The 11,742-nt window shown below is 74.1% G+C and carries 13 protein-coding genes; 6 read left to right on the forward strand and 7 right to left on the reverse strand.

The annotated features are described in order from the left end of the window. Positions 1–18: 18 nt before the first annotated feature. Positions 19–570 carry a hemerythrin domain-containing protein gene (locus tag ACQSSQ_RS13300; protein WP_431327550.1) on the reverse strand — a complete coding sequence of 184 codons (552 nt, stop codon included), beginning with the start codon at positions 568–570 and terminating at the stop codon, positions 19–21. 107 nt (positions 571–677) lie between these two features. Here ACQSSQ_RS13300 and ACQSSQ_RS13305 point away from each other — a divergent pair, with 107 nt between their 5' ends. Both ACQSSQ_RS13305 and ACQSSQ_RS13310 read left to right on the forward strand, forming a co-directional pair. After that, the gene (locus tag ACQSSQ_RS13305) at positions 678–2,282 is read left to right on the forward strand and encodes an alkaline phosphatase D family protein (RefSeq protein ID WP_431327551.1); all 1,605 of its coding nucleotides are present in this window, start codon (positions 678–680) and stop codon (positions 2,280–2,282) included. 15 nt (positions 2,283–2,297) lie between these two features. Continuing rightward, positions 2,298–2,444 (forward strand): dienelactone hydrolase family protein, encoded by a 147-nt coding sequence (locus ACQSSQ_RS13310; RefSeq protein ID WP_431327552.1) that lies wholly within the window; start codon positions 2,298–2,300, stop codon positions 2,442–2,444. A 21-nt stretch (positions 2,445–2,465) separates the two neighbouring features. Here the strand turns inward: ACQSSQ_RS13310 and ACQSSQ_RS13315 are convergent, their stop codons facing one another. The 3 genes from ACQSSQ_RS13315 to ACQSSQ_RS13325 are packed head-to-tail and all read right to left on the reverse strand — an operon-like array spanning position 2,466 to position 5,583. After that, a complete protein-coding gene (locus ACQSSQ_RS13315) occupies positions 2,466–3,092 on the reverse strand; it encodes a TMEM175 family protein (protein ID WP_431327553.1) in 627 nt (208 codons plus the stop codon). 5 nt (positions 3,093–3,097) lie between these two features. Next, positions 3,098–3,982, reverse strand: a complete 885-nt coding sequence (locus tag ACQSSQ_RS13320; protein WP_431327554.1) for a diacylglycerol/lipid kinase family protein — start codon at positions 3,980–3,982, stop codon at positions 3,098–3,100. Next, on the reverse strand, positions 3,979–5,583 hold the full coding sequence (locus ACQSSQ_RS13325) for an FAD-binding oxidoreductase (protein ID WP_431327555.1): 1,605 nt from the start codon (positions 5,581–5,583) through the stop codon (positions 3,979–3,981). Before ACQSSQ_RS13325 ends, ACQSSQ_RS13320 begins: the two co-directional genes overlap by 4 nt. Before the next feature lie 50 nt (positions 5,584–5,633). Between ACQSSQ_RS13325 and ACQSSQ_RS13330 the strand changes: the two genes are divergently transcribed. Next, positions 5,634–6,317 carry a TetR/AcrR family transcriptional regulator gene (locus tag ACQSSQ_RS13330; protein WP_431327556.1) on the forward strand — a complete coding sequence of 228 codons (684 nt, stop codon included), beginning with the start codon at positions 5,634–5,636 and terminating at the stop codon, positions 6,315–6,317. A 4-nt stretch (positions 6,318–6,321) separates the two neighbouring features. Further along, complete coding sequence (locus ACQSSQ_RS13335; protein WP_431327557.1) at positions 6,322–7,851, forward strand: glycerol-3-phosphate dehydrogenase/oxidase; 1,530 nt, start codon at positions 6,322–6,324, stop codon at positions 7,849–7,851. Between the two features lie 9 nt (positions 7,852–7,860). On the opposite strand, the gene ACQSSQ_RS13340 is transcribed toward ACQSSQ_RS13335, so the two are convergent. Beyond that, complete coding sequence (locus tag ACQSSQ_RS13340) at positions 7,861–8,406, reverse strand: GlcG/HbpS family heme-binding protein (protein WP_431327558.1); 546 nt, start codon at positions 8,404–8,406, stop codon at positions 7,861–7,863. 192 nt (positions 8,407–8,598) lie between these two features. Here ACQSSQ_RS13340 and ACQSSQ_RS13345 point away from each other — a divergent pair, with 192 nt between their 5' ends. Continuing rightward, entirely contained in the window at positions 8,599–9,738 is a 1,140-nt protein-coding gene (locus ACQSSQ_RS13345; RefSeq protein WP_431327559.1) for a sensor histidine kinase, read from the forward strand. After that, positions 9,735–10,364 carry a response regulator gene (locus ACQSSQ_RS13350; RefSeq protein WP_431327560.1) on the forward strand — a complete coding sequence of 210 codons (630 nt, stop codon included), beginning with the start codon at positions 9,735–9,737 and terminating at the stop codon, positions 10,362–10,364. The genes ACQSSQ_RS13345 and ACQSSQ_RS13350 overlap by 4 nt, the downstream gene beginning before the upstream one ends. 6 nt (positions 10,365–10,370) lie before the next feature. Here the strand turns inward: ACQSSQ_RS13350 and cds1 are convergent, their stop codons facing one another. Further along, positions 10,371–11,462, reverse strand: coding sequence for an L-cysteine desulfhydrase Cds1 (gene cds1, locus ACQSSQ_RS13355; protein WP_431327561.1), 1,092 nt, complete (start codon positions 11,460–11,462; stop codon positions 10,371–10,373). A 6-nt stretch (positions 11,463–11,468) separates the two neighbouring features. Beyond that, complete coding sequence (locus tag ACQSSQ_RS13360) at positions 11,469–11,735, reverse strand: DUF4229 domain-containing protein (protein WP_431327562.1); 267 nt, start codon at positions 11,733–11,735, stop codon at positions 11,469–11,471. Between the last annotated feature and the right edge of the window lie 7 nt (positions 11,736–11,742).

Genomic DNA, 11,742 nt, shown 5'->3' on the forward strand with positions numbered 1-11,742 from the left:
GACCGCGCCGCCCGCACGTCACTCCTCCTCGTCGAGGAGACCCTTCTTCCGGTCCCGCTCGACGATCGCCCGGACGTTCTCGAGCCGGCCGCAGTCGGCGTCGACCTGGGCGTTGCGCTCACGGGCGAACGCCTCACCCAGCTCGTGCCGCGCGCGCTCCGCGACCCCCTCGCGGGCGGGGTTGAGGATGGTCAGCTCCTCTTCTGTGAGGTGGTGGTTGACGACCCGCGCCAGCTCCTCGACCGCGTCGTCGAACGTCTGGGTGTCGGTCCCCTTGAGCTCCAGCACCGCCAGGAGCGCCTGGTTGCCCTCCGCGTGCTCCTCCTCGCCGTGCTCCTCCTCGTGGGCGTCGATCGCGTCGCGGTGGCGCAGCGTCGGGTAGACCTCCTTCTCCTCCGCCTCCGCGTGCGCCACGTGCAGCGTCGCGAACGCCCGCCGGACGGCGTCGCGGTCGGAGCTGGCGTCGCGGAGCTGCCGCAGCAGGTCCTCGAACCGGCGGTGGTCGTCGAGGATGAGGTCGATCACGTCGCCGGAGACGGGACGTCCGAGGTCGATGGCAGAGGTAGGCATGCGGCCAACGTACGGCGCTGCCCGGCCGCGCGCCGGTTGCGAGCCCGATGCCTGACGCTCACCGTGAGATCACCTCGTGTTCTCCCGGGCTCGGGACCGTTCTTGGCATGACCCAGACCCAGCCCGAACCACCGCAGCTCGGCCGCCGCACCCTCCTGCGGGGTGCGGCCGTCGTCGGTGCCGGAGCCGTCGTCCTCGGCTCCGGAGCCGCCTCCGCCGCCACCACCGCGCGTACGCCCTCCGGCTCCGCCCCCGCGTTCGTCCGCGGCGGCCGTCCCTCCCTCACCCACGGCGTCCAGGCCGGCGACGTGCTGACGCGCCAGGCGACGCTCTGGTCGCGCGCCGACCGACCCGCCCGTCTGGTCGCGGAGATCGCCCGCGACCGCTCGTCCCGCAAGGCCGTGACCGTCAAGGGACCGGTCGTCACACCGGACACCGACCTCACCGGCCGCTTCACCGTGCGCGGGCTCCCGGCCGGCGCCGACCTCTTCTACCGGGTCCGCGCCGTCGACCTCCGGGACCCGCGGCGGTCCAGCGCCCCCGAGGTCGGGCGCCTGCGGACGGCGTCGCAGCGGCCCGACGACGTCCGCTTCCTGTGGTCCGGCGACATCGCCGGCCAGGGATGGGGCGTCAACCCCTCGTACGGAGGGTTCCGCATCGTCGACGCGATGGCGCGCCGCCGACCGGACTTCTTCCTCAGCAGCGGCGACAACGTCTATGCCGACGGCCCGGTCGCCGAGACCGTCACGCTGCCCGACGGCACCCTCTGGAACAACCTCGTCATCGAGGAGAAGACGAAGGTCGCCGAGACGCTCGACGAGTTCCGCGGCCAGTTCAAGTACAACCTGCTCGCGGACAACTGGCGCCGCTTCCTCGCCGAGACGCCGCAGGTGACGCAGTGGGACGACCACGAGGTGACCAACAACTGGTACCCCGGCGAGATCCTGGCCGACGCCCGCTACACCGAGAAGCGCGTCGACGTGCTGGCCGAGCGCGGACGGCAGGCGTTCCACGAGTACGTCCCGGTGGCCCCGATCTCTCCCGATCCCGAGGGTCGCGTGTACCGGGTGCTGCACCTCGGCCCGCTGCTCGACCTGTTCGTGCTCGACATGCGCACCCACAAGGACCGCAACACCGCCGACAAGGAGACCGAGCGCGACGGCGGCGTGCTCGGCGCGGAGCAGACCCGCTGGCTGATCCGAGAGCTCGAGAAGTCCCGCGCGACGTGGAAGGTGATCGCGGCGGACCTCCCGATCGGCCTCGTGGTGCCGGACGGGACCGAGCAGGAGGGCCTCGCCCAGGGCGACCCGGGCGCTCCGCTCGGCCGCGAGCTCGACATCGCGCCCGTGCTCACCGCCCTCCAGCGGGCGGGCATCCGCAACCACGTGTGGCTCACCGCCGACGTCCACTACACGGCCGCGCACCACTACTCGCCCGACCGCGCGGCACACCAGGACTTCGACCCGTTCTGGGAGTTCGTCTCGGGGCCGCTCAACGCCGGGGCGTTCGGCCCGAACGCGCTCGACGCGACCTTCGGGCCGCGGGCGGAGTTCGTCGCGGCGCCGCCGCGGGCCAACACGTCGCCGGCCGAGGGCTTCCAGTTCTTCGGGGAGGTCGAGATCGACGGCGACACCGCGGCGCTGACGGTCACGCTGCGCGACGTCGAGGGTGGCGCACTGTTCCAGAAGACCCTGTTGCCGCACCGCCGGTAGCCCTAGCTGGCGGGCATGCCCGAGGTCGACCTGAGCCGCACCGGAGTCCCCGACACGTCTCGTCGCCTGCGGGGCTACCTCGCCGAACCGACCACCCCCGGCCCCTGGCCGGGGGTGGTCCTCGTCCACGAGGCGCTCGGGCTCGACACGCACCTGCGCTGAGCGGTCCGTCGGGGCGACGGCTCAGCCCGCCACGGAGCGCCGTCGGCGGCGCGAGGCGAGAAGGCGCTCCAGCGGCCCGGTGAGGAACAGGAGGAACAGTGCCAGGACCCCGACCGCCGGGACGGCGATCGTGACGACCAGCGCCAGCAGGAGCAGGGCGACCGTCGCCAGCCCGGTCGGCGCAGCGGTCCACGCCGCGGTCTCGTCGCCGTCGCGCAGCAGCCCCGGGTGCCGACGCCCCCACGTCCCGAGGGCCACGAGCGCGCCGATCGAGACCAGCAGCGTCGCGACGTACGTCGGAGCCGCACCGTCGATCCCGCCGTCGGGGGCGTCGAGCAGCTGGGTCGTGAACGGCAGCAGCACGATCGTGAGCAGCCACACGAAGTGCAGCCCGACGACCACGCCGTCATAGGAGCTGAAGTGCTCCATCATCGCGTGGTGGTTGCCCCACAGCACCCAGATCACCAGGAAGCTGATGGCGAAGCTCAGGAAGGCGTCGCCGTCGTCGGCGACCAGGTCGAGCACGCTGTCCGCATCGCCCGCCCCGGAGACGACCTCGACCAGCGGCAGCACGAGGAGCGTGAGCGCGATCGCGACGACTGCGTCGCTGAAGGCGAGCAGCCGGTCGAGGCCGCGCTCGGACCGCATGCGGCTCAGTCTGGCAGCAGCATCCGCAACGCACCCGGCATCACGCGCACCGTCACGGGCAGGGAGCCGATCTCGTCGCCGTCGATGCACAGCGGCACCGCCCGGTCGGCCGCGATCGTGACGCTGCGGGTCCGGACCACCTCGACGGCGTCCCGCTCGACGTGGGTGCCGTGCTTGGCCTCCGCCATGTACGCCGCCATGTTGCGGCGCCCGAGCCCGTCGGCGCGGGCCACCATCAGGTCGATGTAGCCGTCGTCGACCTCGGCCGACGGGACGATCTTGAGCCCGTGGCCGTACCAGCCGGAGTTCGCCGCGATCACGCTGTGCGCACGCACCGAGCGCGTCCCGTCGTCGGTGGTCAGGGTGAACGTCGGCGGGCGCCAGGTGATCATCGCCAGCGGCCCGCCCGCGCGGTAGGCCACGATCGCCGGGATGCGGCGCATCCGGTTGATCAGCCGGGTCGCGCGCGAGTCGACCCCGACGTAGAGGTTGCCCGGGACGATCTCGCCGTCGGCGTCGAGGACGTCGATCGCCCGGACCCGGGCCGACAGCAGCATCGCGGCGAGTGCGTCGGGGTCGTCCGGGACGCCGAGCTTGTGGGCGAAGTCGTTGCCGCGTCCGCCGGGGACGACCGCCATCGTGCCGTCGCCCGCGAGCACGCCTGCGGCGACGTCCCGCACCATCCCGTCGCCCCCGACCGCGACGGCCACCCGGCCCGCGCGCGCCGCCTCCGCCGCCGCGTCGGTGGCGTGCCGTGCGCTGGTGGTGACCACGGTCTCGACGTCGGCGCCGGCCGCACGGAGACGCTCGGCCACCGGCTCCCAGGCCTGCTGCGCTGTGCGCCGGCCCGAGATCGGGTTGACCAGGGCGGTGATCGGGTGCGTGCTCATCGCGAGACCAGGACGCCGGGGTTGAGGATCCCGGCCGGGTCGAGCGTCGCCTTGACGGCGCGGAGGACGTCGACGCCGAGCGGCCCGATCTCCTCGGCGTAGGTCGCGCGGTGGTCGGTGCCGACCCCGTGGTGGTGGCTGATCGCGGCATCGGAGGCGCGGATCGCGGCGTTCGCCGCCTCCTTGGCGCGGGCCCACTGCGCGAGCGGGTCGTCGGACTGGGCGCAGGCGATCGTGAAGTAGAGCGACGCCCCCGTCTCGTACACGTGCGACACGTGGCACAGGACGATCGCCGGCGTCCCCTGCTCGCCGAGCGCGCCCTGGACCGCCTCCGTGACGGCGGCCTTGAGACGCGGGACGTTGGACCAGAAGGTGACGGTCTCCAGGGTCTCCACGAGCGCCCCGGCATCCAGCAGCGGGTCGCGCAGGTACGGCCCGTGGAACCGGCCGCGACGCCATGCCTCGCCGGCGTCGGTCCCGGCCGGCTCACCCCCGCACTGCTCGATCACCGCGGTGGCCCGCGCCCGGCGGGCCGCAACCTCGTCCGGCTCCCCTTCGTAGCCGGTGATGGCGAGGCAGCCGCCCGGCGCGTCCGTCGGGCCACCCGACGGGTCGGCGAGGTTGATCGCGGTCTCGGCCTCGTCGGAGAGCCGCAGCACCGTCGGGAGCGGGCCGTCCTGCGCGAGCCGCCGGACGGCCTCGGTGCCCGCCTCGAACGACGGGAACCGCCAGCCCTCGAAGACCCGCTCCTGCGGGACCGGGCGGACACGGACGGTGACGGAGGTGATCACCCCGAGGGTGCCCTCCGACCCCAGCACGAGCTGGCGGAGGTCCGGCCCGGCGGCCGACTTGGGCGCGGTGCCGAGGGTCAGCGTGCCGCGGGGGGTGGCGAGGACGAGGCCGACCACCATGTCGTCGAAGCGTCCGTAGCCCGCCGAGGACTGACCGGCCGACCGCGCCGCGGCGTAGCCGCCGATCGAGGCGCCCTCGTACGACTGGGGGAAGTGTCCGAGCGTGAGGCCCTCCGCGAGCAGCAGCTCCTCGACCCGTGGCCCGCGCATCCCGGCCTCCAGCGTGGCCGTCCGCGACACCGGGTCCACCGCGACCAGGGCGTCGAGCCGCCCGAGGTCCAGCGCGACGACCCCGGCGAAGCCTGCACGGTCGGGTGCGAGACCGCCGACGACCGACGTCCCACCCGAGTAGGGAACGACGGCGACGCCGCCGTCGGAGCACGCCCGGAGGACCGCGACGACCTCGTCGTGGGACCCGGGACGGACGACGAGGTCCGGCGTGTCGGCCGTGTCGCCGGCGCGCATCCGGAGGATGTCCGGCGTGGACCAGCCGCGGGTGTGGCGGAGCCGGTCCATGTCGCCGTCGCCGACGTGCGCCGCGCCGACCGCGGCCTCCAGCGCCGTACGGACCGCGTCGGGCACGGCCGGACCGGGCAGCACGACGTCCTCGGGCGCGACCGGTGCGTTGCGGGGCTGGATGCCGAGCGCGTCGAGCGCGGCCTGCGTCCCCGCCGGCAGCGCGATCGCGTGCGCGGGGTTGCCCCAGCGGTCCGGGGCGAATTCCACCACCGGCAGGTCCAGCTCCGACATGACGCTCTCCGATCTCGACACTGACGATGTCGTGCTAAGTTGAACACATCATGCCCAAGCGTTTCAATCCTGGAGCGAACACCGCGGGATCCGAGCTGGAGCGCCTCCGCGCACGCCCGGCCGAGTCCGGCAAGGCGATCCCGGAGGACCGCATCCTCGACGCGGCCGCCGACGCGCTGCTCGCCCACGGCCTCGAGCGCGTCACGATGGCCGACATCGCGACGCGGGCCGGCGTCGCCCGCGCGACCCTCTACCGCCGCTGGGAGAACGTCCGCTCGGTGGTCGCGGCCCTGCTCACCCGCGAGTGGTCGGCCGTCGCCACCGGGGCCACCGACCCCACCACCGGCCCGCCGGGCACCGGTCGCGCGCGCCTCGTCGCCGGCGTCGTGAGCACGATCGCGACGATCCGGGCCCACCCGCTGCACCGGGCGATCGTCGAGTCCGACCCCGAGTTCCTCGTGCCCTACGTCTTCCAGCGGATGGGCCGCAGCAGCGCGCACATGCTCCGGGTGCTCGAGGAGGGGCTCGTCCAGGGCCACGAGGACGGGTCGGTACGCCGGCTCGAGATCGCCCTCCAGGCCCGCACGGTCCTCCTGCTCGCGTGGTCCTTTGCCGTGACAGCCCCTGCTGTGACCGGCTCCACGACCGGCTCCGGCGCGGCTCTCGAGGCGCTCGACGCCCAGCTCACCGAGGCCCTCGACCGCTACCTCGCTCCCGAGTCCCCGAAGGACTGACCCGATGGCTGCTCCCTCCTCCTCGCTCGACGCCGCACGACGGTCGCGAGAGCTCGACGACCTGGCCACGGGCGGACCGGTCGACCTCCTCGTGGTGGGCGGCGGCGTCACCGGCACCGGCGTCGCGCTCGACGCGGCGTCGCGCGGGCTGTCCGTGGCCCTGGTCGAGAAGCACGACCTCGCCTTCGGGACGAGCCGGTGGAGCTCCAAGCTGGTCCACGGCGGTCTGCGCTACCTCGGCACGGGCGACGTCGGCGTCGCCTACGAGAGCGCCGTCGAGCGCCACGTCCTCATCGAGCGGACCGCGCCGCACCTCGTGCAGCCCCTCCCCACCGTGCTCCCGCTGCTCGACACCGTCAGCCACCGCACCGCGGCGCTGGTCCGTGCGGGACACCTCGCCGGCGACGCGATGCGGAGGGCGGCGGGCACGTCGGCCCGTACGCTGCCGCGGTCGCGCCGCATCTCCGGCCTCGAGGTGCGCCGGTACGCCCCCACGGTGCGCGCGGACGGCCTGCGGGGCGGACTCGTGTTCTGGGACGGGCAGCTCGTCGACGACGCGCGCCTGGTCGTCGGCCTCGCCCGGACGGCCGCGTCGCTCGGGGCGCGCGTCCTCACCCGTACGACGGCGGTGGAGGCGACCGGCACGGGTGCGCTGCTGTGCGACGAGCGCACCGGAGCGACCTTCCCGGTCGACGCGCGGATGGTCGTCAACGCCGCGGGCGTGTGGGCCGGCACCCTCGCCAAGGGCATCGCGATGCGCCCGAGCCGCGGCACGCACCTCGTGCTGCGCGCCGAGACCTTCGGCGACCTGACCGCCGGCCTCACCGTGCCGGTGCCCGGCGAGACGACCCGGTTCCTGCTCGTGCTCCCCACCGGCGACGACCGCGTGTACGTCGGGCTCACCGACGAGGAGGTGCACGGCGACATCCCGGACGTCCCGACGGCGAGCGAGGACGAGATCGACTTCCTGCTCGACACCATCTCGCCCGTGCTGCGGCGCCCCGTCACCCGCGACGACGTCGTCGCCACGTTCGCCGGCCTGCGTCCGCTCCTCGACGTCGGGGACGGCGTCACGTCCGACCTCTCCCGCAAGCACGCCGTGCGCACGGAACCCGACGGGCTGGTCACCGTGGTCGGCGGCAAGCTCACGACGTACCGACGGATGGCCGAGGACGCCGTCGACGCGGCCCTCACCGCCTCCCGACGCAGCGCCGGTCCGACGCAGACCCGGCACCTGCCTCTCGTCGGCGCAGCCGACCGCGTCACGCTCGCCGGGATCTCGGCGCCGCGGCGTCTCGTCGCCCGCTACGGGACCGAGGCGATGGCCGTGGTCGCCGCCGCCGAGGGCGACCCGCGCCTGCTCGAGCCGATCGCTGCGCACATCCCCACGACGCCGGCCGAGCTGCGGTTCGCGGTGCGCCACGAGGGTGCGCTCGACGTCGACGACCTGCTCGACCGGCGTACCCGCATCGGGCTCGTCGCCGAGGACCGCGAGGCCGCCCTCCCGGCAGCCCGCGCGGCCCTCGACGTGTGACCGGGCGGGTCAGCGGGTGAGAGCCGCCAGCCCCGCGCGGGCGTAGTCCTCGTCCATCGCGCCCGACGGAGCACCGGCGACACCGATGCCGGCGACGGGAGCGCCCTTCACGGCCACCGGCACGGCGCCGGCGAGGAAGAGCGTCCCCGGGATGTCCTTGAGCGTCGGCGCCTGCGCGAGCCGCTCGACGAGCGCGGAGGTGGGCGCGTTCCAGGCGACGGCGGTGAACGCCTTCTTCTCGGCGGACTCGTACGACTGCGGGCCCGCGCCGTCGCCCCTCAGGGTCACGACGGTGGTCCCGTTCCGGTCGACCACGGCCACGGTGACGCGCTGACCGTCCTTCTCGGCGGCGTCGAGCGCGGCCTGCGCGGCCTTCGCGGCGCTGTCGACCGTGAGGTGCGTCGAGGTGGTGGTGTGCAGGCCCGGCGCGACGGTCGCACGGGACGCGGTCGCCGCCGGGGTCGACGCGTTCGCGGACACGGCACCGAAGGCAGCGGCGACGACGGCGAGGGCAGCGGCGCCGCCGGCGACGCAGGTACGGATGGAGACGGTCATGGTCACTCCTGGCTCGGTTGTTCGGACGACCTCCAGCCTCCGCGCCGCGACAGGCCTGACGGGTCCGCGCGACGGCTCGTCCCGCGGCGACCGGCGGCGGACACCGGTGTCGTCCGATCGGTTGACCCCGCCGTTGCGGCGACCGGGGAGAATTGACGGGGCCGGGCGGCGAGCCGAGGAGAGGGGTGCCCGATGGACCAGCGCGAGAGCCGGTGGCTCGCCGCCGTCGTGCACGCGGCGTTCTTCCTCCTGCTCGGCGGCGCCCTGGTCCGTTTCCTGCTCCGCCACCCCGGCGAGGCGAGCACACCGTGGGTCGTCGTCCTCTCGGGGGTCCTCGCAGCTCTGTACGTCGTGGGGCCGGTCCTCGGCCGTGCGGGGGCGCGCTCCCCTCGTCTGCTGGCCTGGTTGGGCCTCGTGGTCGCGGTGTGGATGGTGCTCGTCGTGCTCGCGCCGAGCTTCGCCTGGTGCGCCGTCCCGCTCTTCTTCACCGGTCTGCGGACCCTCCCGACCCGCGCTGCCGTGGTCCTCGTGGCCGTCCTGACCACCTTCGTGGTCGCCGCCCAGGTGCGGCTCGCGGACTCCTTCGACCCGAACCTCCTCCTCGCGCCGCCGGCGGTCGCCGCGCTCGCCACCGCGGTGTACGTCCAGATCGACCGCCAGTCGGCGCGTCAGCGGGCCCTCGAGCGCCGCGCGGGCACGCTCGCGGAGCGGCAGCGGCTGGCGATGGAGCTCCACGACACGCTCACCCAGGGGCTCTCCAGCCAGCAGATGCTGCTGCAGGCGGCCGAGCGGGTGTGGGAGTCCGACCCCGCCAAGGCCCGCACCCACGTCAGGACCGCCGCGTCGGTGACCGCCCACAACCTGCTGGAGGCGCGGCGCCTGGTCGACGGTCTCGCACCGGCGGACCTGACCGCGGACACCGGGCTGGACGACGCGCTGCGCGCGCTCGCCGAGCGGGAGACCCGGTCCGGTCTGGCCGTCCGGCTCCACGTCGACGGCGACGGGGCCGGCGACCTGCCGCTGCCGGTGCAGTCCGCGCTGCTGCGGATCGCGCAGGGCGCCCTGGCGAACGTGCGCGAGCACGCGGACGCGCGTACGGCCGCCCTGACGCTCACGCTCGGCGACGACCAGGCCGTGCTGGACGTCGCCGACGACGGCCACGGGTTCGAGGCCACGGCCGCGCGCGGGTCCGCCGGACCGGACGGGAGAGGCCACGGACTCCCCGCCATGCGGGCGCGGGCCCGCCGGGTCGGCGGCACGCTGACCATCGAGTCCGCACCCGGTGACGGCACCGTCGTCTCGGCCGCGGTCCCCCTCACAGGAGCGCCATGAGCGAGCACGTGCGCCTCCTCGTCTGCGACGACCACGCGGTGGTGCGTGCGGGCCTCCTCGCGCTGCTCGACAGCGCCGAGGGCATCGAGGTGGTCGGCGAGGCGGGCAGCGGCGAGGAGGCGCTCGCCCTGGCGGCGAAGCTCGCCCCCGACGTGGTCCTCATGGACCTCCAGCTCGGCGCCGGCATCGACGGGGTCGAGGCGACCCGACGTCTGGTCGGCAGTGGTGACGGGCCCCGGGTGCTGGTGCTCACCACCTACGACACCGACGCCGACGTGACGCGAGCGATCGGGGCCGGCGCGACCGGCTACCTCCTCAAGGCCGAGCGTCCGGCGGACCTCTTCGACGCCGTCCGTGCCGCGGCGGAGGGCCGGACCACCCTGTCGCCCCCGGTCGCCGACCGTGTGGTGGCCCGGATGCGCCGCCCTCGTCCCGGGCTCACCGATCGCGAGCGCGACATCCTCGCCCAGCTGGCCCGCGGCGTCGGCAACCGGGAGATCGCCCGAGCCCTGTTCATCAGCGAGGCCACGGTCAAGACGCACCTCGGCCGGATCTACGCCAAGCTCGAGGTCGACACCCGCGCGGGTGCGGTCGCGGTCGCGAAGGAGCAGCGCCTGCTGCCGTGAGGCCGCTCAGCCCGAGGCGCCGCGGAACCGCCCGGTCTCCTCGTACTCCGTCAGCACGTCCTCGTACGGCGTCAGGTCCAGACCGTGGTCGCGCAGCCACGCGTCGTCGTAGTAGGTCGAGGTGTAGCGGTCCCCGGAGTCGCAGAGCAGCGTCACGACGCTCCCCGACTCCCCCGCCGCACGCATCCGCTCGATGACGGTCAGCGCGCCCCAGAGGTTCGTGCCGGTCGAACCGCCCACGCTGCGGCCGAGGCGCTGGGTGCACCAGCGCATCGCGGCGATCGACGCGGCGTCGGGGACGCGCATCATGTCGTCGATGACGCCGCCGACGAACGACGGCTCGACCCGGGGACGCCCGATGCCCTCGATCCGCGACGACCTCCCGGTCGTGTAGTCGGACGTGTCGAGGTCCCAGCCGTCGAGGAAGGCGGAGTTCTCGGGGTCGACCACCATCACCTGCGTGGCGTGACGGCAGTAGCGGACGTAGCGCCCGATGGTGGCCGAGGTCCCGCCGGTCCCGGCGCTCACGACGACCCACGACGGCACCGGGTGCCGCTCCTGCGCCATCTGCGCGAAGATCGACTGCGCGATGTTGTTGTTGCCCCGCCAGTCCGTCGCGCGCTCGGCGAAGGTGAACTGGTCCATGTAGTGCCCGCCGCAGTCGCGCGCGAGCCGGGCCGCCTCGGCGTACATGTCGGGAGGACGGTCGACGAAGTGGCACCGGCCGCCATACCACTCGATGAGCGCGATCTTGCGCGCGCTCGTGGTGCGCGGCATGACGGCGACGAAGGGGACGCCGATCAGCCGGGCGAAGTAGGCCTCGCTGACCGCGGTCGACCCGCTGGACGCCTCCACGATCGTCGTGTCGGGTCCGATCCAGCCGTTGCAGAGGGCGTAGAGGAACAGCGATCGCGCGAGGCGGTGCTTCAGCGAGCCGGTCGGGTGGACGGACTCGTCCTTGAGGTAGAGCTCGATGCCCGACCAGCCGGGGAGCGGGAAGACGTGCAGGTGGGTGTCAGCGCTGCGGTTGGCGTCGGCGTCGACCCGCCGGACCGCCTCGTCGACCCACGCGCGGCGCTGCGGGGACGAGCGGGGCACGGGAGGTCAGTCCACGTCCTCGGCGCTGCGCGCCGCCTCGAAGCGGTCGTGCATCTTGTCGGCACGGGCCTTGAGCGAGACGGCCACCTCCTCGCGCATGCGGCCGAGCAGGAAGAACGACGCGACGGCGGAGATCGCCAGCGAGATCAGCGCCACCCAGAGCACCGTGACGTCGCTGACCTCGAGCCAGATCGAGGACACGAGACCGACGACGACGAACGCGACGGCGAAGAACCCCAGTCGCGCGAGGGTGTAACGGACGAACGCACTCACCGTTCGA

This window comes from Mumia spirodelae, assembly GCF_050632745.1.
In the GTDB taxonomy this organism is placed as follows: Bacteria; Actinomycetota; Actinomycetes; order Propionibacteriales; family Nocardioidaceae; genus Mumia.

What these genes read in the sequence shown, in the direction of transcription:
- ACQSSQ_RS13315 (WP_431327553.1), bottom strand. Translation starts at nt 3,092, where the DNA reads ATGCGGTCCGAGCGCGGCCTCGACCGGCTGCTCGCCTTCAGCGACGCA.
- ACQSSQ_RS13340 (WP_431327558.1), bottom strand. Translation starts at nt 8,406, where the DNA reads ATGACCGTCTCCATCCGTACCTGCGTCGCCGGCGGCGCCGCTGCCCTC.
- ACQSSQ_RS13305 (WP_431327551.1), top strand. Translation starts at nt 678, where the DNA reads ATGACCCAGACCCAGCCCGAACCACCGCAGCTCGGCCGCCGCACCCTC.
- ACQSSQ_RS13325 (WP_431327555.1), bottom strand. Translation starts at nt 5,583, where the DNA reads ATGTCGGAGCTGGACCTGCCGGTGGTGGAATTCGCCCCGGACCGCTGG.
- ACQSSQ_RS13330 (WP_431327556.1), top strand. Translation starts at nt 5,634, where the DNA reads ATGCCCAAGCGTTTCAATCCTGGAGCGAACACCGCGGGATCCGAGCTG.
- ACQSSQ_RS13350 (WP_431327560.1), top strand. Translation starts at nt 9,735, where the DNA reads ATGAGCGAGCACGTGCGCCTCCTCGTCTGCGACGACCACGCGGTGGTG.
- ACQSSQ_RS13335 (WP_431327557.1), top strand. Translation starts at nt 6,322, where the DNA reads ATGGCTGCTCCCTCCTCCTCGCTCGACGCCGCACGACGGTCGCGAGAG.
- ACQSSQ_RS13300 (WP_431327550.1), bottom strand. Translation starts at nt 570, where the DNA reads ATGCCTACCTCTGCCATCGACCTCGGACGTCCCGTCTCCGGCGACGTG.
- ACQSSQ_RS13345 (WP_431327559.1), top strand. Translation starts at nt 8,599, where the DNA reads ATGGACCAGCGCGAGAGCCGGTGGCTCGCCGCCGTCGTGCACGCGGCG.
- ACQSSQ_RS13310 (WP_431327552.1), top strand. Translation starts at nt 2,298, where the DNA reads ATGCCCGAGGTCGACCTGAGCCGCACCGGAGTCCCCGACACGTCTCGT.
- ACQSSQ_RS13320 (WP_431327554.1), bottom strand. Translation starts at nt 3,982, where the DNA reads ATGAGCACGCACCCGATCACCGCCCTGGTCAACCCGATCTCGGGCCGG.